Genomic DNA, 23,081 nt, shown 5'->3' with positions numbered 1-23,081 from the left:
GGATGACGGAATGAAGGAAGGTCGGCACTTAGCCCGGTGTCTGCTTGCCCAGATAGCGCGACAGCACCGCGCTCGTGCCCCGAAATTTCGCGCGCTCCGGGTTCATCGCTTCATAGACGACGGCATTTTCGAGCACGCGCTGCACATAGTTTCTGGTTTCGAAAATCGGGATCTGTTCGATCCAGCGCAGCATGTCCGCGCCCGGCAGCCGTGGGTCGCCATTGGCGGCGAGCCATTTGTTCACATTGCCCGGCCCCGCATTATAGGCCGCGACGGCGAGCGGGTAGCTGCCGCCATAATAGTCGAGCATGCGCTGGAAATAGCCCGAACCCAGCATGATGTTATAGCTCGGATCGTCCAGCGATCCGCCGCCCAGCCCGAGCTTGCCCGCCTGTTCGCGCGCCGTGCCGGGCATCAGCTGCATCAGGCCGCGCGCGCCGGCATGGCTGACGATCTGGCGGTCGAACTGGCTTTCCTGCCGCGCGATGGCGTGGACCATGGTCCAGTTATATTGCGCCGAGGGAGGGACAGGTACGCGCGGAAACGCTGCCTCGCCATAGCCGGTAAGGCCACTGGAAACCGCGCGGCGGCCGACCATCACGCCCATGTCGGGGCGGCCGATCGACTGCGCCAGCTCGGCGGCGAGAAAATGATCGGTGTCGGTGTCGGCATTATTGGCGATCGCGCGGGCGAATTTGCTCTGATCCTCCCAATAGCCCATTTGTCCGAGCGCCCGGACGGCACGCACGACGGAGCGGGCGTTGAAGGCTTCGCGCTCGGCCACCGAAATCGGCACGCCGCGCTCGACGGTGGCGGGCGGCGGGATCGGCCGGCCAAGCCGTTCGAGCGCGAGTTGGCCGTAAAACTGGTCGGGGAATGCACCGGCTTGCGCGAAATAATTGTTGGCGGATGCGGGATCGCCAGCGGCCAGCGCGGCGCGGCCGGCCCAATAATAGCCCTTGGACTGGGTCTGCGGCGATTTGGCCCCCATGGCATAGCGGCGGAACATGGCGATCGCGTCGACCGGACGGCTCAGATTATAGAAGGCAGTGCTACCCGCCAGCCAGGCGAGGCTGGTATAGTCATCGCGCTCGCCGATCGGCCGGTCGCGCACGTCGACGCCCGGCGCATAGGCATCGTCCAGCTTGCTCGCAATCGCATAGACAAAGCTCCACTGGCTGTCGGCGGCGGATGCGCGCGCCTGCCCCAGCAGCGTTTCATACCATTTTTCGGCATTGGCGGGGCGGAAGCTGATCGTCGACCGGTTGGCCAGATATTGCCGCGCCGCGACCCAGTTGCCGGTATCCCGCAGCCAGCCGGCCTTGTCGGCGATGAAGCCCGCATCGGTCATGCCAATGCCTTCGGCCGCCTGCATCCTGATGGCAGCGTCGGGCGCCTTGCGGCGAAAGGCGATTCGCGCCTCGAATGCCGGGCGGCGCGCGGGCGAGGCATAGGCCAGCATCCGTGCCGCCCCGTTTATGTCGCCCGCCCAAAGCAGCGCATCGACGCGCTGGTCATGATCGGCGGGCGTGAAGCCCGTTCCGAACAGCGACAGCAGCCGCGCTTCGTCAGCGGCGGCGAGCGATCCGCCGACCCAGGCGTTGCGCGCGGCGATTCGCGCTTCGTCCATCCGGCCGAGCTGCATCAGCGCCACCGCGTTGCGGGCGTGCCCGGTGGCGGTTCGCGCCGGGAAGCGGGCGAAGAAGGCAGTGACCTGGCGCGGATCGAAGCTGTCGGGATTGATCCCGCCTTCGGCCAGCTTGCGCATCCGGTCCTCGCCGGGCCAGCCGGGATTGGCGATCAGGAAGTTCGCATAGGTCGAAAAGCCCATACCATCGCTTTGCGACAGCATGCGCCACTGGCTGATCGTGGCGGCAACCGAACCGTCCTGCGCCACGCCGATCCGGCTCTGTGCCTGGCTCCAGGAGCTGGACTGGGGCGGCGTGCCGCTGCCGGGCAGGGGCTGAACCACCGCACCCCGCGGATAGACGGGAGCGGGCGCACCGGACTCGGTGGGAAGCGATTCGGTCTGGGCGCTGGCGCCGGCGGTCAGAAGCAAAAGGGCGATAAGGGGCATACGGACGAGAAAGGCCTTTGGACGAGGAGGGGCGTGCATGCTGGACATTATCGTCATTGCATCCTTATCAGGCCCTGAATGACGCGCTATAGCGCGCCCTTTGCCGCCATCATGCCGTGGCTGCCCGGATATGAGAAGGAGTTTACGCATGTTTTCCGGGTCGATTCCAGCCCTGGTGACGCCCTTTCGCGACAGGGCGATCGACGAGGAAGCATTTCGCGCCTTCGTCGACTGGCAGATCGCGGAAGGATCGAGCGGGCTGGTGCCTTGCGGCACCACCGGCGAGAGCGCCACCATGACCGTGGAAGAGCATAATCGGGTCATCGCCATCTGCGTCGATCAGGCGGCAGGACGCGTGCCCGTGATCGCCGGGTGCGGCTCCAACGATACGCGAATCGCGCTGGAACATATGTTTGCCGCGCAGGCCGCTGGCGCCGATGCGGCGCTGGTGGTCGCTCCCTATTACAATAAGCCCAATCAGGACGGAGTTTTCGCGCATTTCGCCTGGCTGGCCGAGCGCTGCGACCTGCCGATCATCCTGTATAATGTGCCGAGCCGCACCATCACGGACATCGGCGTGCCGGTGATCCACCGGCTGGCGCAGGATTATCAGACCATCGTCGGGATCAAGGACGCTACCGGGAATCTGGGGCGAGTCACCGCGCAGCGCTTGGCCTGCGGCCCGGATTTCTGCCAGTTGTCGGGCAATGACGAAACCGCGCTTGGATTCAATGCTATGGGAGGACGGGGCTGCATCTCCGTCACCGCCAATGTCGCGCCACGCCTCGTCGCCGATTTTCAGGCCGCATGCCTTCGCCACGACTGGGATGACGCGTTGGCGTTGCAGGATCGTCTCTATCCCCTGCACGACGCCCTGTTCAGCGATTCTTCACCCGGCCCGGTTAAATATGCGCTCTCGAGGGTTCGTTCCGACATGCCGGGCGACGTCCGGCTGCCGATCACCTGGCCGTGCGAATCGAGCCGGGCGGCGGTGGACCGGGCCCTGGAGATTGCGGGATTGGTTTGAGTCACTATCTCGCGTTGAACGGTTGAAGAAGTAGATCATAATGGCCCGCCCACGTCCCACCACCTTCGACAAGAAGAAGATCGTCGCCGAAAACCGGCGCGCGCGCTTCGATTATTTCATAGAGGATGTGTTCGAAGCCGGCATCGCGCTTCAGGGCACCGAGGTAAAAGCGCTGCGCGGCGGCGAGGGGACGATCGCGGAAAGCTATGCCGAGGTGAAGGGCAATCAGGTGTTTCTGGTGAACAGCAACATCCCCGAATATAGCCACGGCAACCGCGAGAATCACGAGCCCAAGCGTCCCCGCAAGCTGTTGCTGCACGAGCGCGAAATCCACAAGATGCACAGCGCCGTGTCGCGGCAGGGCATGACTCTGGTGCCGTTGATGGTCTATTTCAACAGCCAGGGGCGCGCCAAGATCGAGCTGGCGCTGGCCAAGGGCAAGCAGAATCACGACAAGCGCGAGACGATCAAGGATCGCGACTGGAAGCGCGACCAGCAGCGCATCATGCGGGATAAGGGCTGATGAGCAACAGGCTGACCAGATGGTGGCACGCCAACGCGCCGACGCGCGAATCGATGGAGCATAACCGCTTCATCGCGCCGGTCGCGCATCGCGTGCTGGAACCGTCGCTGTGGCGATTCACGCGCCGGTCGGTGCCACGCGGCGTGGCGCTCGGTCTGTTCGTGGGCATTTTCCTGCTGGTCCCGGGAATCCAGATCGCGGGCGCGGCGCTGCTGGCGCTGCCGGTGCGCGCCAATATTCCGGTCGCAGCCGCGATGACCTTCCTCTCCAATCCCGCGACGACGCCCCTCATCCTGTGGGCTTCGGTCTATATCGGCAACTGGATGCTCGGGCGCACGGCCGACGCATCGGGCTTCATGGCGCTGGTCAACGATCATGCGAGTATCCGCCAATGGTTCGCCTGGCTTTTGTCTGAAGCCGCGCCTGCCATGCTGCTTGGCCTGGCGCTGATTTCGATCGCCGCCGCCGTGGTCGGCTATTTTCTGGCCGACTGGGTCTGGCGGCACCGCATGGGCCGGAAATGGCAGGCGCGCAAATTGAGGATTGGCAAGCGGGCCGAAAGCGGCGCATTGGAGGAAATCGCCGCCGTCTGATCCGCGCTGCGAACCCACCAACGGCGCAGGGGGTCCTTCAAATGCCAGCAAGTTCGCGGTCATGGCCGCTCGAATGACCCCGGATGCGGACGCCTGGGGATCGCAGCCTTCCAACCGTGCCTTCCTGCCCCTCATTGTCCTGACCGCGCTGCTCTGTGCGGCTCTGCTCTTTTACGTCGTTGGTAACTGGGCGCTCGCCGCCGGCTTTGCCGCGACCGTGCTGGCCATGACGGCGCTCGTCGCGTGGGCGCGCCGCATCCTCCCCGCGCCTGCATCCAGCCGGGACGCCACCCCCGACTGGACCGTCGCGCGCGCCGCGGCAGATGCGTCCAGCATGGCGATTGCCGTCACCGATCGCGCCGGTCGCCTCGCCTGCGCCAGCGATTTGTTCGGGGAATGGTTTCCCGGTTATCCCGTGCCGCCGGCGCTGTCGGCCGATGCCGCTCTGTCCGACAGTCTTTCCGTCGCGGCCCGTGCCGCCTGGCGCGACGGCGAGGCGCGGGTGCAGGGCGCGGCCCATGGCGCGCTGCGGCTCGACATCGATATCAAGCGCACCGGCCGGGCCGAGGATTATCTGCTCTGGCGCTTCACCCCGGTGCGCGCGCCCAGTGCGATCGACGATGTCCAGCGCCTGCTGACGGGCGACGCGGGCCGGCAAATGGGCGAAGCAGGCATCATGGCGGTCATGATCGGGGGCGAGGGGCGCATCCGCGCCGCCAATGGCGCCTTCCTCTTGCGCGCAGCGGGGCGGATCGACGCCAATATCACCGGCCGCGACTTCGCCGCGCATATGCGGGTCGATGATAAGGCGCGGCTGTTCCTGTCGCGCGAGGAGGCCGGCGGGCTGCCGCTGCGCCTGTTGCAGGTGCCGCTGCGCCGCGCGAGCCAGTCCGCGCCGGCCAATGGGCAGGCGGCGCAGGATGGCCCGATGCTGCTGCTGCTGGTCGATGAACCGGCGGGCGGCGGTGGCACGTCGGCGCTGTCCTATATCGAAACCTTGTTGTCGCTATTGCCATTCGGCCTCGCCATGGCCGATCGCGATGGGCGCATATTGTTCGTGAACAACGCCTTCGCGCGGGTGGCCGGCCTCAAGCCCGGCGAGAAGCCGAGCTATCCAGGCGATCTGGTCGTGGGGGAGGATCGGGCCGCCGTCGCCGACGCCGTGCGGCGTTTCGCGGTCGGGCCGCAAATGTCGGGCGATGTCGCGGTGCGGATGCGCGACCAGCCCGAGGAGCCGATCGCGCTCAGCCTCGCGGGTGTGCGGGGCCTCGGCGAAGCGGCGGTGCTGCTCAGCCTCAAGGATAATAGCGAGGAGAGCAAGCTCAAGCGGCAGGTGGCGCAGGCCACAAAGATGCAGGCGATCGGCCAGCTGGCGGGCGGCGTCGCGCATGATTTCAATAATATCCTGACCGCGATCATCGGCCATTGCGACCTGATGCTGATGCGCCATACGCCGGGCGACAGCGATTATGACGATGTCCAGCAGATCAAGTCGAACAGCAACCGCGCCGCCGGCCTGACCCGCCAGCTGCTCGCTTTTTCGCGCCAGCAGACGTTGCGGCCGCAGGTGCTGCAACTGCCCGATATCGTCGCCGACGTTTCCAACCTGCTCAAACGCCTGCTGGGCGAGAATGTGAAGCTGGAGGTCAGCCATGGCCGCAATCTGGGCGCGGTCCGCGCCGATCCGGGGCAGTTGGAGCAGGTGATCGTCAACCTCGCCGTCAACGCGCGCGACGCGATGCCCGAAGGCGGCACGGTCAATATCCAGACCTATGCCGTTCCCGCCGCCAAAGTGCGCGAGATGCGGCAGGAAATATTGCCCGCGGGCGACTATACGGCGTTGCGGGTATCGGACAGCGGCCTTGGCATTCCGCCCGACATATTGTCGAAAATCTTCGAGCCCTTCTTCACCACCAAGGAGCTGGGCAAGGGCACCGGCCTTGGCCTTTCGACCGTCTATGGCATCGTCAAACAGTCGGGCGGGTTCATTTTCGCGGAATCGGAACTGGGGCGCGGCGCAAGCTTCATCATCTACCTGCCCGTTTATGCCGGCGCTGACCTTCATGAGGCCAAGGAGCAGAAAGCCCCCGTCCGCCGCAGCGAAACCTGGGGCACGGGCACGGTCCTGCTGGTCGAGGATGAGGATATGGTTCGTGCCGTCGCCGAACGCGCGCTGGTGCGCCAGGGCTATAAGGTGTTGACCGCCGCCGATGGCGAGCAGGGCCTTGAACTGCTGGCGAGCGACGAGACGATCGATCTGCTCATCTCCGATGTCGTCATGCCCAATATGGACGGCCCCGCGATGGTCGCGCGGGCTCGTCGGGCGCGACCGGACCTGCCCGTGTTGTTCATGTCGGGCTATGCCGAGGAGCAGCTGCGCAAGTCGATCGACATCCCCAATGTCGCTTTCCTGCCCAAGCCCTTTTCCGTCAGCCAGTTGGCCGAGGCGGCGCGCGACGCACTGGTGATGCGCCCGGCGGTGCAATGAGCTTGCCGTCGATCAAGCTGTTTATGCTGTGCAAAGGGGGAACGATACGATAGCGAAGCGCAACGAATAACCGGGGAATTACAAGGCATGTCGGAAGGTAAATCCATCCTGATCGTCGAGGATGAGGCGATGATCGGCATGATGCTCGAAGATTATCTCGATACGCTGGGCTATCGGCTCCACGCCGTCGCCGCTTCGGTCGAGGAAGCCTGCGCCCATGCGCGCGAAGGCGGGTTCGACGCGGCGCTGGTGGATTGCAACCTTCAGGGCGAAAAAAGCTGGCCGGTGGCCGATATATTGGTCGCGCAGAGCATCCCTTTCATATTCGCGACCGGCGGCATGGCCGATGATCTGCCATCCGCCCATGCCGGCCGGCCGACGCTGGCAAAGCCCTTCACCATCGGCGCTGTCGAGCGCGCACTGGGCAAGGTGCTGGGCGCGGAATAGGAAATTTCCGTTCCCCTCTTGTTCTGCTAGAACAAAAGAGATACATGATGGGCAGGCGCCGGAGACTCGGCGCTCTCCGCTTGACAGGAGACAAGGCCCATGACCGCAATGCTCTCACTCATAGATTCCAAGAAGACAGGGACCATGGACAGACAGAAAGCATTGGACGCGGCACTCGCGCAGATTGACCGCGCCTTTGGCAAGGGCTCCGCGATGAAGCTCGGCAGCCGCGAAAAGCTTGAGATCGAGGCGATTTCCAGCGGTTCGCTCGGACTCGATATCGCGCTGGGCATCGGGGGCCTGCCCAAAGGGCGGATCATCGAGATTTATGGGCCGGAAAGTTCGGGCAAGACGACGCTGGCGCTCCATGCCATTGCCGAGGCGCAGAAGGCTGGCGGCACCGCCGCCTTTGTCGACGCCGAACATGCGCTCGACCCGGGTTATGCGAAGAAATTGGGTGTCGATATCGATGAACTGATCGTGTCGCAGCCCGACACCGGCGAGCAGGCGCTGGAGATCGTTGATACGCTGGTGCGTTCCAACGCCATCGATATTCTCGTGATCGATTCGGTGGCGGCGCTGGTCCCGCGTGCCGAGATCGAAGGCGAGATGGGCGACAGCCATGTGGGCTTGCAGGCGCGTCTCATGAGCCAGGCGCTGCGCAAGCTGACCGGCTCCATATCGCGATCGAAATGCATGGTGATCTTCATCAATCAGGTGCGCATGAAGATCGGCGTGATGTACGGCAATCCGGAAACGACCACCGGTGGCAATGCGCTCAAATTCTACGCCTCGGTACGCCTCGACATTCGCCGCACCGGCCAGATCAAGGATCGCGACGATATCGTCGGCAATGCGACCCGGGTGAAAGTGGTCAAGAACAAGGTCGCCCCGCCGTTCAAGCAGGTGGAATTCGACATCATGTATGGCGAGGGCATTTCGAAGATCGGCGAGATACTGGATCTGGGCGTCAAGGCGGGAATCGTCGAAAAATCGGGCGCCTGGTTCTCCTATGATTCGATCCGCATCGGCCAGGGCCGGGAAAATTCCAAGACGTTCCTCAAGGAGCATCCCGAACTGGCGGATCAGCTGGAAAAGGCCATCCGCGGCAAGACCGAGGAAGTCGCCGAAGCCTTGATGACCGGACCCGAAGCGGAGGATGATGGCGAATAGGCGCCGATTGTCGCCCGGACAGGATCATCCGGGCGGAAATCGGCGCGGGCTCGCCTGCCTGCCGCTTCACGCACCAAAAAGGCCCGTCGCGCGATTTTCGCGGGCGGGCCTTTTACCGTCGATGCCCCGGCGACGCGCCTGACGCGCACAGGGCTGTGGGCGAGACAGCGGCTTGCGGTTTCGATAGGCTGCGAGCGCGGGAACGGTATCTAGGCCGCCACCCGCGCCTCCGCGCGCCGCCATGGCTCGACGCCATGATTATTTCTTCAATCACGAGCAGCGCGCGGAACGAGCCCATGCGCGGCTGGTTGTGCCGCCGAACAGGGAAGGACATCCATGCGCCTCGCCATCGAAGCGATCCTCGATTATGATTTTAGCGAGCCCACCGACGTGCTGCTCGCGGTGGAGGCGGCGGCGCTTCCCGACCAGCGCCTCATCGACCAGTCGATGACCATCGACAATGCCGGGCCGCTCACCAATCTGGCCGGTGGCAGCGGCATCGGCCGGCGTACATGGACGCGCAGCGGCACCGGCCGGATGCTCACCACCTACCGCGCCACGATCGACGTGGAGCGCCGCGTCGCCGACATCTCGACGCTCAAGAAAAGCCCGCTCCCCAGCCTGCCGGAAGATGTGCTCCCCTTCATCTGGCCGAGCCGCTATTGCGAGGCGGACCGCTTCGTCAGCTTCGTCTGCGGTCATTTCGAAGGGCTGGAAGGCGGTGCGCTGGTGCAGGCGCTGGTCGGATGGGTTCACGACAATCTGCAATATGTATCGGGCAGTTCGGACGGAAATACGACCGCCGCCGACACATTCGTCTCGCAGCAGGGCGTCTGCCGTGACTATGCGCACCTGACCGCAGCGCTGATCCGGTCGCGGGACATCCCCGCCCGGCTGGTATCGGTTTATGCGCTGGGCCTCGATCCGCCCGATTTTCATGCCGTGGTCGAGGTGTGGCTGGATGGAGCCTGGCATCTGGTCGACGCCACCGGCCTCGCGCCGGTCGAGGGTATGGCCCGTATCGCCGTGGGTCGCGACGCTACCGACATCGCCTTCATGACCGCTTTCGGCGGCGCGATGATGAACGAGCAGTCGATCATCGTACGGCAGGTGGAAGACTGAAGCGGCAGATGCTGGGCGGATCGCGAGCCGTCTCGGCCACCAATCCAGGGGGAGGCGGATTTTTGGCAGACGGATGGATATTGCGATGTGGCCGCGCCCTTGCTAACCCGCCTCGCATGATCCAGCCGCCCGAAATTCTCCGTGTCGCCAAAACTCGCGTGTCCTGCGACGGCTCGGGCGATATTCCCGCCGCGCTTGGCCATCCACGCGTCTTCCTGGAAATCGATGAGCATGGCTATGTCGATTGCGGATATTGCGACCGGCGTTTCGTGCTGGCCGGGGGATCTGCCGACACCGCCGATGTCGGGAACGAGCCGGACATTGCTTCGGGCGCGAGCCTTTAAGCTTTTCTATTGGGCTTGCGCGGCGTCGCCCCTATATCGCACGGCATGACCGAACTCGCTTCCCATTTTACCGATGCCCGCGGCTTGCTCTATCGTGACGGCCTGCTCGATCCTGATGGTGCGCGGCGCCTGACCGCACAGGCGCTTGGTGCCTGCGACGATGGCGAACTCTATCTGCAATATCGTGCGAGCGAAAGTTTCGGCTTTGATGACGGTCGCCTCAAAACTGCCGATTATTCGACCGACGCCGGGTTCGGTCTGCGCGGCGTTTCCGGCGAGATGACTGGCTTTGCGCATGCCAATGACATTAGCGAGGCGGCGATCCGCAAGGCGGCGGAGACGCTGACGCTGCTCGATCCGGCGAAGGGCGCGCCCGCGCCGCCGCCGCAGCGGACCAACCGTCATCTTTACACCGACGCCAATCCGCTGGAGATCGTGCCCTTCGCCGAAAAGGTGACGCTGTGCGCCGCGATCGACGCCGCCGCCCGCGCCCGCGATCCGCGCGTCGCGCAAGTGTCGGTAAGCCTCGCCGGCAGCTGGTCGGTGGTCGAGATCGTCCGCGCGGACGGCTTCACCGCCACCGACATCCGCCCGCTGGTGCGGCTCAACGTCTCGGTCATCCTCGAAGAAAATGGCCGGCGCGAGACGGGCGTGTTCGGTGTCGGCGGCCGCTATCTTTATGATCAGGTGATGGAGCCTGTGGTATGGAACCGCGCGATCGACGAAGCGCTGGCGCAGGCGCGCGTCAATCTGCGCTCGGTCGCCGCGCCTGCGGGCGAGATGACGGTATTGCTCGGCCCCGGCTGGCCCGGCGTGCTTGTGCATGAAGCGATCGGTCACGGGTTGGAGGGCGACTTCAATCGCAAGGGCACCAGCGCCTTTTCCGGCCGCGTGGGCGAGCGTGTTGCCGCGCCCGGCGTCACCGTGGTCGACGATGGCAGCATCGCCAGCCGACGCGGCTCGCTCAGCATCGATGACGAGGGTACGCCGACCCGCGAGACCGTGCTGATCGAGGACGGCATCCTTAAAGGCTATATGCAGGATCGGCTGAACGCCCGGCTGATGGGCGTGGAGCCGACCGGCAACGGTCGCCGCGAAAGCTATGCTCATGCGCCCATGCCGCGGATGACCAATACCTTCATCAAGGGCGGCAAGGACGATCCGGCGGAACTGCTGAGCAGCATGAAGTCCGGCATCTTCGCGAAAAGCTTCGGCGGCGGGCAGGTCGACATCGTATCGGGCAAGTTCGTCTTTTCCTGTACCGAAGCCTATCGTATCGAAAACGGCAAGCTCGGCGATCCGATCAAGGGCGCCACCCTGATCGGCGATGGTCCGACCGCGCTGACGAAGGTGATCGGCATCGGTAATGACTGGGCGCTCGACGAAGGCATCGGCATGTGCGGTAAAGGCGGGCAAAGCGTACCGGCAGGCGTCGGTCAGCCGACCTTGCTGATGGAAGGGCTGACGGTCGGCGGCACGGCCGCCTGACGGGGCCCGCCGCTCCCGCCGGTCTGCCTGTTTTTTAGGCAGCTTGTTGGCGCTGCACAAAATTTCGGCGTCGGGTCTCGCCCTGCCTCTCGTCAACCCCGCATTAACGCGCGTTTAAGGAATTGGCACGGCTCTTGCTGATGTTGCCCTGCACACCAGTGAAGGGGGCGACATGAAACTTGTCATGGCTATCATAAAGCCGTTCAAGCTCGACGATGTTCGTGAGGCGCTGTCCTCGCTCGGCATCGCAGGCATGACGGTCAGCGAAGTGAAGGGATTTGGTCGCCAGAAAGGCCAGACCGAAATCTACCGCGGCGCCGAATATTCGACGAACATGGTTCCGAAGATCAAGATCGAGGTCGTCTGCGACGACGATCTCGCGCCGCGCGTCGTGGAAGCGACTCAGGCCGCGGCCAATTCGGGGGCCATCGGCGATGGCAAGATCTTCGTGCTCGATGTCGGTCAGGCCGTGCGGATACGCACCGGCGAGACCGGCGAAACCGCGCTGTAAGAAGGGGGAAATAATGAAAATTTCCAAGACAATTTGCGGCGTAGCGGGGGCCGGGGCGCTTTCGCTCCTCGCCGCCGCGCCCGCCTGGGCGCAAGCTGCGGCCGCGCCCGTAGCTACGGTCAATAAGGGCGACACCGCCTGGATGATGATGTCGACCGTATTGGTGCTGGCGATGATCCTGCCCGGACTCGCCCTCTTTTATGGCGGTCTCGTCCGCACGAAGAACATGCTGTCGGTCATGACGCAGATCGGCGCGGCAGCCTGCCTCGCCATGCTGATCTGGGTGATGTACGGTTATTCGATGGCTTTCGGCCCCGATTATACCAGCGGGCTCAGCAACTTCATCGCGACCTTCGACAAGGCGTTCCTGGCTGGCGTGACGCCTGCTTCGCAGGCCGCGACCTTTACGGCGGGCGTCGAAATCCCAGAATATGTCTTCATCTGCTTCCAGATGACCTTTGCCGCGATCACCGTCGCGCTGGTGCTGGGTTCTGTGGTCGAGCGCATCAAATTCTCGGCTGTGATGGTGTTCGCCGCAGTATGGCTCACGATCGTCTATTTCCCGATCGCGCACATGGTGTGGGCGGCGAGCGGCTATTTCTTCAAACTCGGCGCGCTCGACTTCGCCGGCGGCACCGTGGTGCACATCAATGCGGGCGTTTCCGCGCTGGTGGCGTGCATCATTCTGGGCAAGCGGATCGGCTTCCCCAAGGAGCCGATGGCCCCGCATTCGCTGACGCTGACCGGCGTCGGCACCGGCCTGCTGTGGGTCGGCTGGTTCGGCTTCAACGCCGGTTCGGCGCTGGAAGCCAATGAGTCGGCAGCCCTCGCGATGATCAATACGTTCGTCGCCACTGCTTCGGCGGGCCTGTTCTGGATGCTGGCTGAAAAGCTCAATGGTCACAAAGGTTCGGCGCTCGGCTTCTGCTCGGGCATCATCGCCGGTCTAGTCGCCGTTACGCCGGCTGCCGGCAATTCGGGTCCCTTCGGCGCGATCATCCTGGGCGCTGTCGCCTCGATCGTCTGCTTCTACGCGGTCACCGTCCTCAAGCCCAAGCTTGGCTATGACGACTCGCTGGACGCCTTCGGCATCCACGGCATCGGCGGCATGATCGGCGCGATCGGCACCGCGATCGTCTACTCGCCGGCATTCGGCGGACCTGGCGCTGCGGATTATGACATGGGCGCAAAGCTGATCGTCCAGATCGAAGCGGTCGTCACGACCATCGTCTGGGCCAGCATCGGCACCGTGATCGCGATCTTCATCGCCAAGGCCGTGACCGGCCTGCGTGTCAGCCAGGAAGTCGAGCTGGAAGGCCTCGACCTCGGCGAACATGGCGAGCGCGCCTATAACGGCTAAGACTTCGGCAGGGCGGGCTGCCCATTATTCAATTGAGGCATAGCCCGCCCGCCTCACTCTGTTCCTCCTGCGAACATGCCTTGGGGCCGGTATGCAAATACCGGCCCTATTTTTGTCAGCTTCGGATGAAGAAGGGCGTCAGGGACGAGTCCACGCCAACACAGGGCGGGCCGTGTCCGCAGGCCAGCGTCGCGACCGGCCGATCGTCTGCATCGCCGCCCGCGCCACCCATAGCAGCTTGTCACAGCGCGGCGTCACGATGCGCCCATCCCATGCCTGTTCGCCGCGCCGGACGACTTCCCGCGCGATGTCGCCATAAATGCCCGCCGCCGCCAGCACCGCCCAGGCCGCACGCGGCGGCAGCGCGCCGGTGCCATGGCGCGCGCTGTCCTCATAGGCTGCGGCCATCGTCGCCAGCCGCTGTCCCAGTTGCGCGAGGCGCGGCCGCACCCATGGCTTCATATGCTCGCCGGGCGGGATATCCATCTCGGCCAGCCATTCCTCCGGCAGGTAGCAGCGATCCGCCGCATCATCTTCGCCAATGTCCCGCGCGATATTGGCGAGCTGGAAAGCAAGGCCAAGGTCGCAGGCGCGATCGAGCGTCGCCCGGTCATCGGGATCGACACCCATCAGTACCGCCATCATGCAGCCGACAGCGCCCGCCACATGATAGCAATAGCGCAGCAGATCGTCGGTGCTGCGTGGCCGCCATTCCCGAGCGTCGAGCGCGAACCCTTCGATCAGGTCATGCGCATAACGAGGCGGGATCGCGCATTCGCGCATGACGAGGCCAAAGCCATCGAAGGCGGGATCGCCCGTCGCTTCGCCCCGCAAGGCCCTGTCGGTCAGCGTGCTGATCGTCGACAGTCGGGCCTGGCCGTCCGCGACCCCGGTCATCGCCCCGCCATGATCCTGTCCGTCGGCGATGTCGTCGCATTTGCGCGCCCAGGCATAGAGCAGCCATGCCCGTTCGCGCGTCAGCGGTGCGAACAGCTTCGACGCCATGGCGAAGGATTTCGACCCGCGCGCGATACTGGCACGGGCATGGGCAACCAGCGCGGCGCGATCCCATGCCCTTGCCTCGGGGGCGGACGGCAGTGGCATTACAGCCTGTCGGCTTTCATAGCGAAGATCGGCTGATGCGGGACATAATCCGCCATCTTCGCCAGCAACGCCTCGATCGAATCGGCATGAATCAGGATGCCGGCATGTTGGGGGCGGATGAAGCCCGCCTCGATCATCTGGCCATGAAAGCCGATCAGCTGATCATAAAAGCCGCCGACATTGAGCAGGCCGACCGGCTTGCCATGATAGCCAAGCTGCGACCAGCCTATCGCCTCCCACAATTCGTCCATGGTCCCCACCCCGCCCGGTAGAGTGACGAAGCCGTCCGACAGGTCGGTGAAAAGCTGTTTGCGCTGGTGCATCGTCTGGACGACATGAAGCTGCGTGCAGCCGCGATGAGCGACCTCCGCGCTGACCAGCGCATCGGGGATCACCCCGATCACCTCGCCGCCCGCCTCCAGCGCCGCATCAGCGACCGCGCCCATCAGACCCAACCGCCCGCCACCGTAAACGACGCCGATGCCGCGCTCGGCCAAATGGCGGCCGACGGCGCGCGCGGCGTCGATGAATCGCGCATCGGCGGGCGTCGCCGATCCGCAATAGACCGCCAGCCGTTTCACGCCAGATCGTCGATCATCAGCGCGGCGGTCGCCTTGGCACTGCCCACCACGCCCGGAATGCCTGCGCCGGGATGCGTGCCCGCGCCGACCAGATAGAGGTTAGGGATCACATCGTCGCGATTATGCGCGCGGAACCAGGCGCTTTGCGTCAACAATGGCTCCAGGCTGAAGGCGCTGCCCAGATGCGCATTGAGGTCGCGCCCGAAATCGGTCGGCGCATAATGGAATTGCGTGACGATGCGCGAGCGGATGTCGGGGATCAGCCGATGCTGGATCTCGTTCAGGATGCGTTCGGCATAGGCGGGCGCGAATCGATCCCAGTCGATCGGCAGCTTGCCCATATGCGGCACCGGCGCGAGCGCATAAAAGGTCGAATGCCCCTCCGGCGCCATCGACGGATCGGTGACGGTCGGGTGATGGAGGTAGAGCGAGAAATCCTCCGGCAGCACGCCATGATCGTAAATATCGGTGAGCAGCCCCTCATAGCGCGGCCCGAACAGGATCATATGGTGCGGGATGCCGGGCCAGCTGCCCTTGATGCCGAAATGCAGCACGAAAAGGCTCGGCGACCAGCGCTTGCGCGCGAGCGTCTCGCCCTGCTTCACCCCGCGTGGATGCTTGCCCAGCAAATCCCTGTAACTGTGCATGAGGTCGGCATTGCTGGCGACGGCATCGGCCTGCCCGCGCCAGCCCGACGCGGTGCGCACCGCAACCGCGCGGTCGCCATGGGTTTCGATCTCCACCACCGCATCGCCGAGCCGCATCGTGCCGCCCAGCCGCTCGAAATGGGTCGCCATCCCCTGCACCAGCCGGTTGGTCCCACCCTTGGCGAACCAGACGCCGCCATCCTTTTCCAGCTTGTGGATGAGGGCATAAATCGCGCTGGTCTTCATCGGATTGCCGCCGACCAGCAGGGTGTGGAAGGACAAGGCCTCGCGCAGCTTGTCATTCTTCACGAAGGAAGAAACCATGGAATAGACCGATCGCCAGGCCTGATAGCGCGCCAGCGCCGGCGCCGCCTTGATCATCGAGCCGAAGTCGAGAAAGGCCTTGGCCCCGAGCTTGCGATAGCCCTCCTCATAGACGCCGGCGGCATAATCGAGAAACCGGTCATAGCCGGCGACATCGGCGGGATCGAGCCTGGCGATCTGCGCGCGCAACCCGACTTCGTCGTTCGAATAATCGAAATTGGTGCCGTCGCGCCAGTTGAGTCGATAAAAGGGCGACACCGGCAACAAGGTTACGTCCTGCGCCATGTCATGGCCCGACAGCCGCCACAATTCGGCGAGGCAGGCGGGATCGGTGATGACGGTAGGGCCGGCATCGAATGTGAAGCCGTCCTTCTCCCACATATAGGCGCGACCGCCGGGGCGATCGCGCGCCTCCACCAGCGTGGTTTCGATTCCGGCCGATTGCAGGCGAATGGCGAGCGCCAGCCCGCCGAAGCCGGCACCAATGACGATGGCCTGTTTGTTCATCAGGCCGGGTGGTTCAGCAATGTTCGCATGGCGTCCCTTATGGGCACGGGTGGCCGTCCGCACAAGATGCGCAACTTGTCGCTCCCGTTGGAGCGCCCGGCATAGAAGCGGTCGATCAATGGTTCGGGCAAGCTATAGAAGCGGTCGAAGATGCGCCAGCGCTGGGCCGGCTGTGCCGCGCCGAACAGCATTTTCCCCAGCAGCCGGTAATAGCCGCCCGCGCGCCAGTGCGCGGCGGCATAGGCGCGGCTGGCGGGGCCAAGTCCGTCAAGCGGCTGATCCACGAGCCACAACGCAAACGCGACGGCCTGCGGTAGCGAATAGCCCGTCATCGGCTGGAACAGACCGGCGCGCACCCCCGCGCGCGCGACGCGATCCTCGGCCGGCCAGAATCGGTCGAAGTCACCACCATGCACGACCGGCAGCAGGCCATTTTCCTGATGGACGATCGCCTCCACCTGCCACCCCTTCGCCTGCACATAGGCGGCGATCCGCGCCTCGATCGCGGGTTCGTCAAGGTCAGGGCGATCACTATAATAGGTGTCCTCGACGAAGATGGTGCGGTCGTCCCATGGCAACAGATAGACGAAGCGATAGCCGTCGATCTGCTCGACCGTCGCGTCCATGATGAGGGGCCGGGTCAGGCCATGGGGCTCAGCCAGACGCATCGCCTGACCCACGAATTTCTGCCAGCCGCAGCGCAGCGCCGACAGATCGCCGCCGCCGCGCGCGTCCAGCACGGCTGTGGCATGGATGGTGCGGCCATCGGCAAGCGCGACCTGATCGGGCGAAATAGCGTCGACCGGCGCACCTGTGACGATGCGATTACCCAAAACCGAGCGCAGATGCGCATCGAAGCGATCGGACGGTACGCTGTTATAGGGGGTGGACAGCCGCCGGTCGCCGGCCGGAAAGAGCACATCATGCCCGTCCGGCCAACGATGGCCGATCAGAGGATCGATCAGCCAACGGTCGCTGGTGGCGACATCCGAATCGAAAAACGACCATAGATGATTGCCGCCCAGCCGATCGTCGCGCTCGATCAGCAACAGGCGGCAATCGGGCCGCCGCTGCGCCAGTGCAAGCGCCGCAAGGCCGCCGGCTAGGCCGCCGCCGATGATCGCAAGATCGCAATGGAGATCGCTCGCCATGGTCGTCCCTAACCTGACTGAGACATTGCGGAAAGAGCCGACACTTCCCCGATCGAGCAATATAGGATAGGGGGGTATCCTATGCATATCGTCGCCGACAGGGATAAATTGCTCGCCCGTGTCCGCAGGATCGCGGGGCAGATCGGCGCGGTCGAACGCCAGTTGGCGGGCGATGCCGGCTGTTCGGAGACTCTGCAACTCGTCGCTTCGGTGCGTGGCGCGGTCGGCAGCCTGATGGAAGAACTGATCGAGCAGCATATGCGCGAGCATGTGGCCCGATCTGGCCTCACCGACCGGGAACGGGAAGCAGCGGCGGAAGAGATGCTGGCCCTGATCCGGCGCTACGGAAAATGACGATGCACGACGATCACCACCACGGTCACGCCCATGACCATGCCGTTTCTCCTTCGCCCTCCGTCATCGAGGGAGGGGAGCGGCATTATTTCGATCATATCTACCTGTCCGCCGGGCACGACCAGAATGCGAAACGGACGCTGTGGGTCGTCTGGCTGACGGCCGTGACGATGGTGGTGGAAATCATCTTCGGCTGGCTGACAGGGTCGATGGCGCTGCTCGCAGATGGATTCCACATGGCGACCCATGCGGGCGCGCTGGCGGTGGCGGCCGCCGCCTATGGCTATGCGCGACGGCATGCGCGCAACCCGCGCTACACGTTCGGCACGGGGAAGGTCGGCGACCTGTCGGGCTTTGCTTCCGCCCTGCTGCTGGCGCTGACCGCGCTTTTCATCGCCGTGGAATCGGCCATGCGCCTGTTCGAGCCGGTGCAGGTGGCGTTCGGCGAAGCGACGCTGGTCGCGGTCGTCGGGCTGTTCATCAACCTGCTCAGCGCGCTGTTGCTGGGGCATGACCATAGTCATGATGACGGGCATGGTCCCGGCCATAGCGACAACAATTTGCGCGCCGCCTATGTCCATGTGCTGACCGATGCGTTGACATCGGTGCTCGCGATCGCCGCTCTGCTTGCCGGGCGCTATCTCGGCTGGTGGTGGATGGACCCGGCGGTCGGACTGCTGGGCGCGGCCGTGATCGCGCGCTGGGCCTGGGGGCTGATGAAGGATACCGCCGCGATCCTGCTCGACACCGCCGAACCGGCGCTGATGGCGACGGTGCGGACATTGGTCGAGGCGCAGGGCGCGACGATCCAGGACCTGCATGTCTGGCGCATCGGCCCCCATGCCCATGCCGCGATCATCAGCCTCGCGCCCGGGGCGGACGCCACAAAAGTGCGCGCCGTCGTCCGCGCCGTGCCCCGGATGGAGCATGTGACGGTGGAGTGCGGCTAGGAAAAGTTGACAGCGAAGAGGATTTCCATCCTGCCCGCCGGCGCTGCGCGGGCATAGGCTTCCGCTTCCGGTGGCAGGGCGATCCACGCCTGCTTCCGATCCGTCCATAGATGCAGGAGCGGGGCAACCTCGTCACTGCGGTCGAGGGTTCCGGCGCGCAGCAGGGCCACGCCCGGCCGCCCCGCATTGACGCTATACAGGCGCGTCATGCAGCGCGCGCAGGCGCGCTGGATCGTATCATGCCCGTTGCCGGCAAGCTTCGTCCATTCCGCGACTTGCCCGCTTTGCGACAGGGACGTGACGGGGACGGGAGCTTGCAGCGTGAAGGCCGCACCAGACATGGTCTGGCAATCCCGGCAGTGGCAGGCGTAGACAGCCGGCAAAGCCGTCCTGTCCAGATCATAGCGACAATCGCCACAGCGGCAACCACCCGACAAGCTCATCGTCACGTCTCCTTCATGCCCGCCCGGTCGCTCAGCCCGCCTTCAACGCATCCATAATCTGGCGCACCGGGGCGAGATCATAACCCGCCGCCGATGCAGCTGCGCTCAAATCATCGGCATGGTCGCCGGCGCGGGCGCGGGTGAGCGCCCACAGCAAGGTGCTGCGCGTGCCCGACCGGCAATAGGCCAGCGTCTTGCCCTCGCCCGCCTGCTCCAGCGCGGCGGCCATGCCGTCGAGCTGCCACGGGGCAAAGCCGCCATGGCTGACCGGGACGGCGGCATAGCCAAGACCCGCTGCGCTAGCCGCCGCTTCGATCTGCGCGCCATTGGTCTGGCCCGGCTCCTCATCGTCGGGGCGGTTGTTGATGATCATCGTCACGCCCAGCGCCCTCGCCGCTTCGATCTGGTCGGTGCCGATCTGGGGCGAGACATAGAGGTTTTCGGTCAACTGACGGAACATGGACTCATCTCCTTTGAAAGCCGCATTGCGCCAGCGCGACGGCCAATTCAAGTCACAGAAAAGGCCGGATCGCCGCTAGAAAGGCATCACCCCAGGCGTCGAGCTTCTTCTGCCCGACGCCGCTGATCGTGCCGAGTTCACGGATGCTGGACGGCCGTTGCTCGGCCATTTCGCGCAACGTCGAATCATGGAAAATCACATAGGGGGGCACGCCCGCATCCAGCGCCAGTTCGCGGCGACAGGCGCGCAGCGCGTCGAACAGCGGATCGCCGACCGGGTTGGCATCCGCCCCACCCCGCGCGTTGCGCTTGCTTCGCCGCTCGCGTTTCGGCGGCACGAGGATGCGCACCTCTTCCTCCCCACGCAGGATCGGGCGGGCATTGGGACCGAGCATCAGCCCGCCATGCTCGGTCGTTTCCAGCGCGTCGCGCACCAGCAGCGCGCGCGAGACCGGGCGCAGCAGCGCCGCCTCCTCCCCCATTACGATGCCGTGGACGGAAATCCTGTCATGGCCGCGCTCGCGGATCTTGTCGGTGATGCCACCGGACAGCACCGTTTCGATATGGCCCGCGCCAAAGCTCTGGCCCGTGCGATAGACGGCGGACAGATATTTGCGCGCGGTTTCGGTGGCGTCCACGCTGGCGGGCGGATGGAGGCAGTTGTCGCAATTGCCGCAGGCAAGGGGCGGGCTTTCCCCGAAATGACGCAGCAGGATCGCCCGCCTGCAGGTCGCGGTTTCCACCAGCGCGCCCAGCGCGGCGATGCGCGATCGCTCGCCCTGCTGACGGGCGGGATCGAGTTCGGCGATCCGCATCCGCGCGCGCGCGAAATCCTCCGCGCCCCAGAACAGATGGGCGACCGCCGGTTCGCCGTCGCGGCCGGCGCGGCCCGATTCCTGATAATAGCCCTCGATCGACTTGGGTAGGCCCGCATGGGCAACGAATCGCACATCGGGCTTGTCGATACCCATGCCGAAAGCGACTGTCGCCGCCATCACCATATCCTCGCTGGCGATGAAGGCAGCCTGATTGGCGGCGCGTATCTTGGGATCGAGCCCCGCATGATAGGCCCGCACGGCGCGGCCATGGCGGCCCAGCGTCTCGGCCAGCTTCTCGGTCGCGGCGCGGGTCTGCGCATAGACGATGCCGGGGCCCGGATTAATGGCGAGCAGGTCGGTCAGCTGCGCCGTCAGCCCGTCGCGCGGGTGGACGGCATAGCGGATATTGGGCCGGTCGAAGCCCGAGATGATGAGGCCGTCGCGCGGAATGCCGAGCTGAACGAGGATATCCTCGCGCGTATGCGCATCGGCGGTCGCCGTCAGGGCGAGGCGGGGAACGTCGGCAAATTCGTCCAGCAACGGGCGCAGCAGGCGATAGTCGGGGCGAAAATCATGGCCCCATTCGGACACGCAATGCGCTTCGTCGATCGCGAACAGCGCGATCTTCGCCGAGCGCAGCAGGTTGCGGAACCCCTCCCCACTGGCGCGTTCCGGCGCGACATAGAGCAGGTCGAGATCGCCATTGCGCAGCCGGTCCTGCGTCTCGCGCCAGTCGGCGTCGACGCTGGTCAGGCTGGCGGCGCGGATACCGACCGCACTGGCCGCGCGCAGCTGATCGTGCATCAGCGCGATGAGCGGCGACACGACGACACAGCAACCATCGAGCGCGACCGAGGGCAGCTGGTAGCAGAGCGATTTGCCCGCCCCCGTCGGCATGATGGCGAGCGTGGGCTGCCCCGCCATGACGCGCCCCACCACCTGCGCCTGCACGCCCCGAAAGGTCGTAAACCCGAAAATATCGTGCAGCAACGAGGGAATGTCAGGGCGCATCAGCGGGCCTTAGCGACGTGACCGCACACTGGCCAGCACTGTGCGATCATCGTACCGGATCGAGCAGGCACCCCCAGCCCGGACGATAGCGGGCCGATCGGGACGCGAGCAACGGTGCGCTGGCTTCGACCATTTTTTCATCCGGATGATCGGTGAGCGCGATGAGCGCCATGCCCGGTTCCTTGTCGGTCCGGCAACTGGCCATGTCGCGGCCTTCGACATAGCGGCAGGAGCAGGCGACGCGCGCCCCGACGGCAGTGCCAAGCCCGGCGCGCGCCTGAAGCGCCGGCCAGTTGCATGCCGTCAACGCGCATAACGCAAGCAGGGTCATCGCCGCTCCACCGATCCATAATCGCCTGTTCGCCATGTCTTTTTCCATCCGCCCCCGACCAGCCTCGCCTTTATGACGGCAAAGCGGTAGCCAGCTTTCCATGCAATGTTCTAAAGGCGCCGGCTTATGAAGCGGGATGGCAGAATCGTAAAGCGCCTTGGGATCGCGGGCGCGCTGGTGGCCCTGGCGGTGGCCGGCGGCATGGGCGCGCGCGCCGCCGACCCGGAACCGGTCAACCGCCTTTCCGCCGATTCGGGCGTCAGCGAAAGCGCGCTGCGCCAGGCGATCGATCCGCTGTTCGAGGACGACGCGCTCGGCGAAACGCGCGCGCTTGTGGTCATGCACGACGGGCGAATCGTGGCGGAGCGCTACGCACCCGGCTATGGCCCGCAGACGATGTTGCTCGGCTGGTCGATTGCGAAAAGCGTAACTGCGGTACTGGTCGGGCTGATGGTGTCGGACGGACGGCTGGCGCTCGACGCGCCGGTGCCGGTCGCGGCGTGGAGCCAGCCGGGCGACCCTCGCGGGCGGATCACGCTGCGGCAGTTGCTGACCATGTCGTCGGGCCTCGATCATAGCGAGGATGCCGACCCGATCGCCAGCGCGGACACCAATCGCATGCTCTTTACCGATGGTGCCGCCGACATGGGCCGCTTCGCCGAATCGCAGCCGGTCGGCGACCCGCCGGGAACGGTCTTTTCCTACAGCAGCGGCAATACGATGATCCTTGCCGACCTGATGACGCGGCAACTGACCGATAGCGATGACCCGGCAACGCGCCGTGAAGCAATGCAGACCTTCCTCGACGGGCGGTTAAAGCAGCCGGCGGGCCTTGCCAGCCTGACGCCCGAATATGATGCGCGCGGCACGATGATCGGCGGCGGCTTCCTGCACATGACGGCGCGCGATTATGCCCGCTTTGGCGAATTGCTGCGTAGCCGGGGGCGAAGCGAGGCCGGACACCAAATTGTGCCGGAAAAATGGATTGCCTTCATGCGCGCGCCATCGGCGCTGAACCCGGCCTATGGCGGTCACCTCTGGCTCAACCGCGCAAGTCAGGAAAGCGCGCTGATGCCCGACGAAGCGCCCGCTAGCCTGTTCGGCTGTGTCGGCCATAATGGCCAATATATCCTTGTCGCCCCCCGCCAGCACCTGACGATCGTGCGCCTCGGCATGTCGCCGGAAAAGGCGCAGCGCGTAGCGGTAAAGGCTGCGCTCGCCCGACTGGTCACGCTGTTTCCGGGCTGA

General features: G+C 65.0%; 23 protein-coding genes. 14 read left to right on the top strand and 9 right to left on the bottom strand.

Going from position 1 to position 23,081, the window contains the following annotated elements; genetic code table 11:
* Nucleotides 1-28: 28 nt before the first annotated feature.
* Nucleotides 29-2,125, bottom strand: coding sequence for a lytic transglycosylase domain-containing protein (locus WG907_RS00535; RefSeq protein ID WP_340230582.1), 2,097 nt, complete (start codon nt 2,123-2,125; stop codon nt 29-31).
* A 100-nt stretch (nt 2,126-2,225) separates the two neighbouring features.
* Here WG907_RS00535 and dapA point away from each other — a divergent pair, with 100 nt between their 5' ends.
* From dapA to WG907_RS00480, 11 genes are all read left to right on the top strand, one after another.
* Complete coding sequence (gene dapA / locus WG907_RS00530) at nt 2,226-3,104, top strand: 4-hydroxy-tetrahydrodipicolinate synthase (protein WP_340230581.1); 879 nt, start codon at nt 2,226-2,228, stop codon at nt 3,102-3,104.
* 40 nt (nt 3,105-3,144) lie between these two features.
* Nucleotides 3,145-3,627 carry an SsrA-binding protein SmpB gene (smpB, locus tag WG907_RS00525; protein ID WP_340230580.1) on the top strand — a complete coding sequence of 161 codons (483 nt, stop codon included), beginning with the start codon at nt 3,145-3,147 and terminating at the stop codon, nt 3,625-3,627.
* Nucleotides 3,627-4,220, top strand: a complete 594-nt coding sequence (locus WG907_RS00520) for a DUF2062 domain-containing protein (protein WP_340230579.1) — start codon at nt 3,627-3,629, stop codon at nt 4,218-4,220. The genes smpB and WG907_RS00520 overlap by 1 nt, the downstream gene beginning before the upstream one ends.
* A gap of 73 nt (nt 4,221-4,293) precedes the next feature.
* On the top strand, nt 4,294-6,708 hold the full coding sequence (locus WG907_RS00515; RefSeq protein ID WP_445326745.1) for an ATP-binding protein: 2,415 nt from the start codon (nt 4,294-4,296) through the stop codon (nt 6,706-6,708).
* Between the two features lie 87 nt (nt 6,709-6,795).
* The gene (locus tag WG907_RS00510) at nt 6,796-7,155 is read left to right on the top strand and encodes a response regulator (protein WP_340230577.1); all 360 of its coding nucleotides are present in this window, start codon (nt 6,796-6,798) and stop codon (nt 7,153-7,155) included.
* 99 nt (nt 7,156-7,254) lie between these two features.
* Nucleotides 7,255-8,328 carry a recombinase RecA gene (recA, locus tag WG907_RS00505; protein ID WP_340230576.1) on the top strand — a complete coding sequence of 358 codons (1,074 nt, stop codon included), beginning with the start codon at nt 7,255-7,257 and terminating at the stop codon, nt 8,326-8,328.
* 336 nt (nt 8,329-8,664) lie between these two features.
* A complete protein-coding gene (locus WG907_RS00500) occupies nt 8,665-9,450 on the top strand; it encodes a transglutaminase-like domain-containing protein (RefSeq protein WP_340230575.1) in 786 nt (261 codons plus the stop codon).
* Nucleotides 9,451-9,566: 116 nt separating this feature from the next.
* The gene (locus tag WG907_RS00495) at nt 9,567-9,794 is read left to right on the top strand and encodes a zinc-finger domain-containing protein (protein ID WP_340230574.1); all 228 of its coding nucleotides are present in this window, start codon (nt 9,567-9,569) and stop codon (nt 9,792-9,794) included.
* Nucleotides 9,795-9,839: 45 nt separating this feature from the next.
* On the top strand, nt 9,840-11,282 hold the full coding sequence (tldD, locus tag WG907_RS00490; RefSeq protein WP_340230573.1) for a metalloprotease TldD: 1,443 nt from the start codon (nt 9,840-9,842) through the stop codon (nt 11,280-11,282).
* Between the two features lie 172 nt (nt 11,283-11,454).
* Nucleotides 11,455-11,793: a P-II family nitrogen regulator gene (locus tag WG907_RS00485; protein WP_004209785.1), complete on the top strand. Its 339-nt coding sequence runs from the start codon at nt 11,455-11,457 to the stop codon at nt 11,791-11,793.
* Nucleotides 11,794-11,806: 13 nt separating this feature from the next.
* Entirely contained in the window at nt 11,807-13,153 is a 1,347-nt protein-coding gene (locus tag WG907_RS00480) for an ammonium transporter (protein ID WP_340230572.1), read from the top strand.
* Nucleotides 13,154-13,291: 138 nt separating this feature from the next.
* On the opposite strand, the gene WG907_RS00475 is transcribed toward WG907_RS00480, so the two are convergent.
* Genes WG907_RS00475 through crtY form a run of 4 tightly spaced genes read right to left on the bottom strand, consistent with a single transcriptional unit; the run spans nt 13,292 to nt 17,467 of the window.
* Nucleotides 13,292-14,257, bottom strand: coding sequence for a phytoene/squalene synthase family protein (locus WG907_RS00475; RefSeq protein ID WP_340230571.1), 966 nt, complete (start codon nt 14,255-14,257; stop codon nt 13,292-13,294).
* Nucleotides 14,257-14,838: an LOG family protein gene (locus WG907_RS00470; protein ID WP_340230570.1), complete on the bottom strand. Its 582-nt coding sequence runs from the start codon at nt 14,836-14,838 to the stop codon at nt 14,257-14,259. Before WG907_RS00470 ends, WG907_RS00475 begins: the two co-directional genes overlap by 1 nt.
* Nucleotides 14,835-16,316, bottom strand: a complete 1,482-nt coding sequence (locus WG907_RS00465) for a phytoene desaturase (protein WP_340230568.1) — start codon at nt 16,314-16,316, stop codon at nt 14,835-14,837. The genes WG907_RS00470 and WG907_RS00465 overlap by 4 nt, the downstream gene beginning before the upstream one ends.
* Nucleotides 16,316-17,467 (bottom strand): lycopene beta-cyclase CrtY, encoded by a 1,152-nt coding sequence (crtY, locus tag WG907_RS00460; protein WP_340230567.1) that lies wholly within the window; start codon nt 17,465-17,467, stop codon nt 16,316-16,318. Before crtY ends, WG907_RS00465 begins: the two co-directional genes overlap by 1 nt.
* An 81-nt stretch (nt 17,468-17,548) precedes the next feature.
* On the opposite strand from crtY, the gene WG907_RS00455 reads away from it, so the two are divergent.
* Together WG907_RS00455 and dmeF are read left to right on the top strand one after the other, a co-directional pair.
* Nucleotides 17,549-17,821: a metal/formaldehyde-sensitive transcriptional repressor gene (locus WG907_RS00455; protein ID WP_340230566.1), complete on the top strand. Its 273-nt coding sequence runs from the start codon at nt 17,549-17,551 to the stop codon at nt 17,819-17,821.
* Nucleotides 17,818-18,771 carry a CDF family Co(II)/Ni(II) efflux transporter DmeF gene (gene dmeF, locus WG907_RS00450; RefSeq protein WP_340230565.1) on the top strand — a complete coding sequence of 318 codons (954 nt, stop codon included), beginning with the start codon at nt 17,818-17,820 and terminating at the stop codon, nt 18,769-18,771. Before WG907_RS00455 ends, dmeF begins: the two co-directional genes overlap by 4 nt.
* Here the strand turns inward: dmeF and WG907_RS00445 are convergent.
* The 4 genes from WG907_RS00445 to WG907_RS00430 are packed head-to-tail and all read right to left on the bottom strand — an operon-like array spanning nt 18,768 to nt 21,869.
* Nucleotides 18,768-19,214, bottom strand: coding sequence for a GFA family protein (locus WG907_RS00445; RefSeq protein WP_340230564.1), 447 nt, complete (start codon nt 19,212-19,214; stop codon nt 18,768-18,770). The genes dmeF and WG907_RS00445 overlap by 4 nt on opposite strands.
* A 31-nt stretch (nt 19,215-19,245) precedes the next feature.
* Nucleotides 19,246-19,674, bottom strand: coding sequence for a protein tyrosine phosphatase family protein (locus tag WG907_RS00440; protein WP_340230563.1), 429 nt, complete (start codon nt 19,672-19,674; stop codon nt 19,246-19,248).
* 52 nt (nt 19,675-19,726) lie between these two features.
* A complete protein-coding gene (recQ, locus tag WG907_RS00435) occupies nt 19,727-21,502 on the bottom strand; it encodes a DNA helicase RecQ (RefSeq protein ID WP_340230562.1) in 1,776 nt (591 codons plus the stop codon).
* A gap of 46 nt (nt 21,503-21,548) precedes the next feature.
* The gene (locus tag WG907_RS00430; RefSeq protein ID WP_340230560.1) at nt 21,549-21,869 is read right to left on the bottom strand and encodes a hypothetical protein; all 321 of its coding nucleotides are present in this window, start codon (nt 21,867-21,869) and stop codon (nt 21,549-21,551) included.
* Between the two features lie 90 nt (nt 21,870-21,959).
* Here WG907_RS00430 and WG907_RS00425 point away from each other — a divergent pair, with 90 nt between their 5' ends.
* Entirely contained in the window at nt 21,960-23,081 is a 1,122-nt protein-coding gene (locus WG907_RS00425) for a serine hydrolase domain-containing protein (RefSeq protein WP_340230559.1), read from the top strand.

This window comes from Sphingobium fluminis (assembly GCF_037723805.1).
In the GTDB taxonomy this organism is placed as follows: domain Bacteria; phylum Pseudomonadota; class Alphaproteobacteria; order Sphingomonadales; family Sphingomonadaceae; genus Sphingobium.
The sequence above is the reverse complement of the archived record's forward strand: the minus strand, read 5'-3'. Positions and strand labels throughout refer to the sequence as shown.

What these genes read in the sequence shown, in the direction of transcription:
- WG907_RS00535 (WP_340230582.1), bottom strand. Translation starts at nt 2,125, where the DNA reads ATGTCCAGCATGCACGCCCCTCCTCGTCCAAAGGCCTTTCTCGTCCGT.
- WG907_RS00500 (WP_340230575.1), top strand. Translation starts at nt 8,665, where the DNA reads ATGCGCCTCGCCATCGAAGCGATCCTCGATTATGATTTTAGCGAGCCC.
- WG907_RS00465 (WP_340230568.1), bottom strand. Translation starts at nt 16,316, where the DNA reads ATGAACAAACAGGCCATCGTCATTGGTGCCGGCTTCGGCGGGCTGGCG.
- recA (WP_340230576.1), top strand. Translation starts at nt 7,255, where the DNA reads ATGACCGCAATGCTCTCACTCATAGATTCCAAGAAGACAGGGACCATG.
- WG907_RS00480 (WP_340230572.1), top strand. Translation starts at nt 11,807, where the DNA reads ATGAAAATTTCCAAGACAATTTGCGGCGTAGCGGGGGCCGGGGCGCTT.
- WG907_RS00485 (WP_004209785.1), top strand. Translation starts at nt 11,455, where the DNA reads ATGAAACTTGTCATGGCTATCATAAAGCCGTTCAAGCTCGACGATGTT.
- smpB (WP_340230580.1), top strand. Translation starts at nt 3,145, where the DNA reads ATGGCCCGCCCACGTCCCACCACCTTCGACAAGAAGAAGATCGTCGCC.
- dapA (WP_340230581.1), top strand. Translation starts at nt 2,226, where the DNA reads ATGTTTTCCGGGTCGATTCCAGCCCTGGTGACGCCCTTTCGCGACAGG.
- WG907_RS00425 (WP_340230559.1), top strand. Translation starts at nt 21,960, where the DNA reads ATGAAGCGGGATGGCAGAATCGTAAAGCGCCTTGGGATCGCGGGCGCG.
- dmeF (WP_340230565.1), top strand. Translation starts at nt 17,818, where the DNA reads ATGACGATGCACGACGATCACCACCACGGTCACGCCCATGACCATGCC.
- recQ (WP_340230562.1), bottom strand. Translation starts at nt 21,502, where the DNA reads ATGCGCCCTGACATTCCCTCGTTGCTGCACGATATTTTCGGGTTTACG.
- WG907_RS00445 (WP_340230564.1), bottom strand. Translation starts at nt 19,214, where the DNA reads ATGAGCTTGTCGGGTGGTTGCCGCTGTGGCGATTGTCGCTATGATCTG.
- WG907_RS00515 (WP_445326745.1), top strand. Translation starts at nt 4,294, where the DNA reads ATGACCCCGGATGCGGACGCCTGGGGATCGCAGCCTTCCAACCGTGCC.
- WG907_RS00495 (WP_340230574.1), top strand. Translation starts at nt 9,567, where the DNA reads ATGATCCAGCCGCCCGAAATTCTCCGTGTCGCCAAAACTCGCGTGTCC.
- WG907_RS00520 (WP_340230579.1), top strand. Translation starts at nt 3,627, where the DNA reads ATGAGCAACAGGCTGACCAGATGGTGGCACGCCAACGCGCCGACGCGC.
- WG907_RS00430 (WP_340230560.1), bottom strand. Translation starts at nt 21,869, where the DNA reads ATGGCGAACAGGCGATTATGGATCGGTGGAGCGGCGATGACCCTGCTT.
- WG907_RS00455 (WP_340230566.1), top strand. Translation starts at nt 17,549, where the DNA reads ATGCATATCGTCGCCGACAGGGATAAATTGCTCGCCCGTGTCCGCAGG.
- WG907_RS00475 (WP_340230571.1), bottom strand. Translation starts at nt 14,257, where the DNA reads ATGCCACTGCCGTCCGCCCCCGAGGCAAGGGCATGGGATCGCGCCGCG.
- crtY (WP_340230567.1), bottom strand. Translation starts at nt 17,467, where the DNA reads ATGGCGAGCGATCTCCATTGCGATCTTGCGATCATCGGCGGCGGCCTA.
- WG907_RS00510 (WP_340230577.1), top strand. Translation starts at nt 6,796, where the DNA reads ATGTCGGAAGGTAAATCCATCCTGATCGTCGAGGATGAGGCGATGATC.
- tldD (WP_340230573.1), top strand. Translation starts at nt 9,840, where the DNA reads ATGACCGAACTCGCTTCCCATTTTACCGATGCCCGCGGCTTGCTCTAT.
- WG907_RS00440 (WP_340230563.1), bottom strand. Translation starts at nt 19,674, where the DNA reads ATGTTCCGTCAGTTGACCGAAAACCTCTATGTCTCGCCCCAGATCGGC.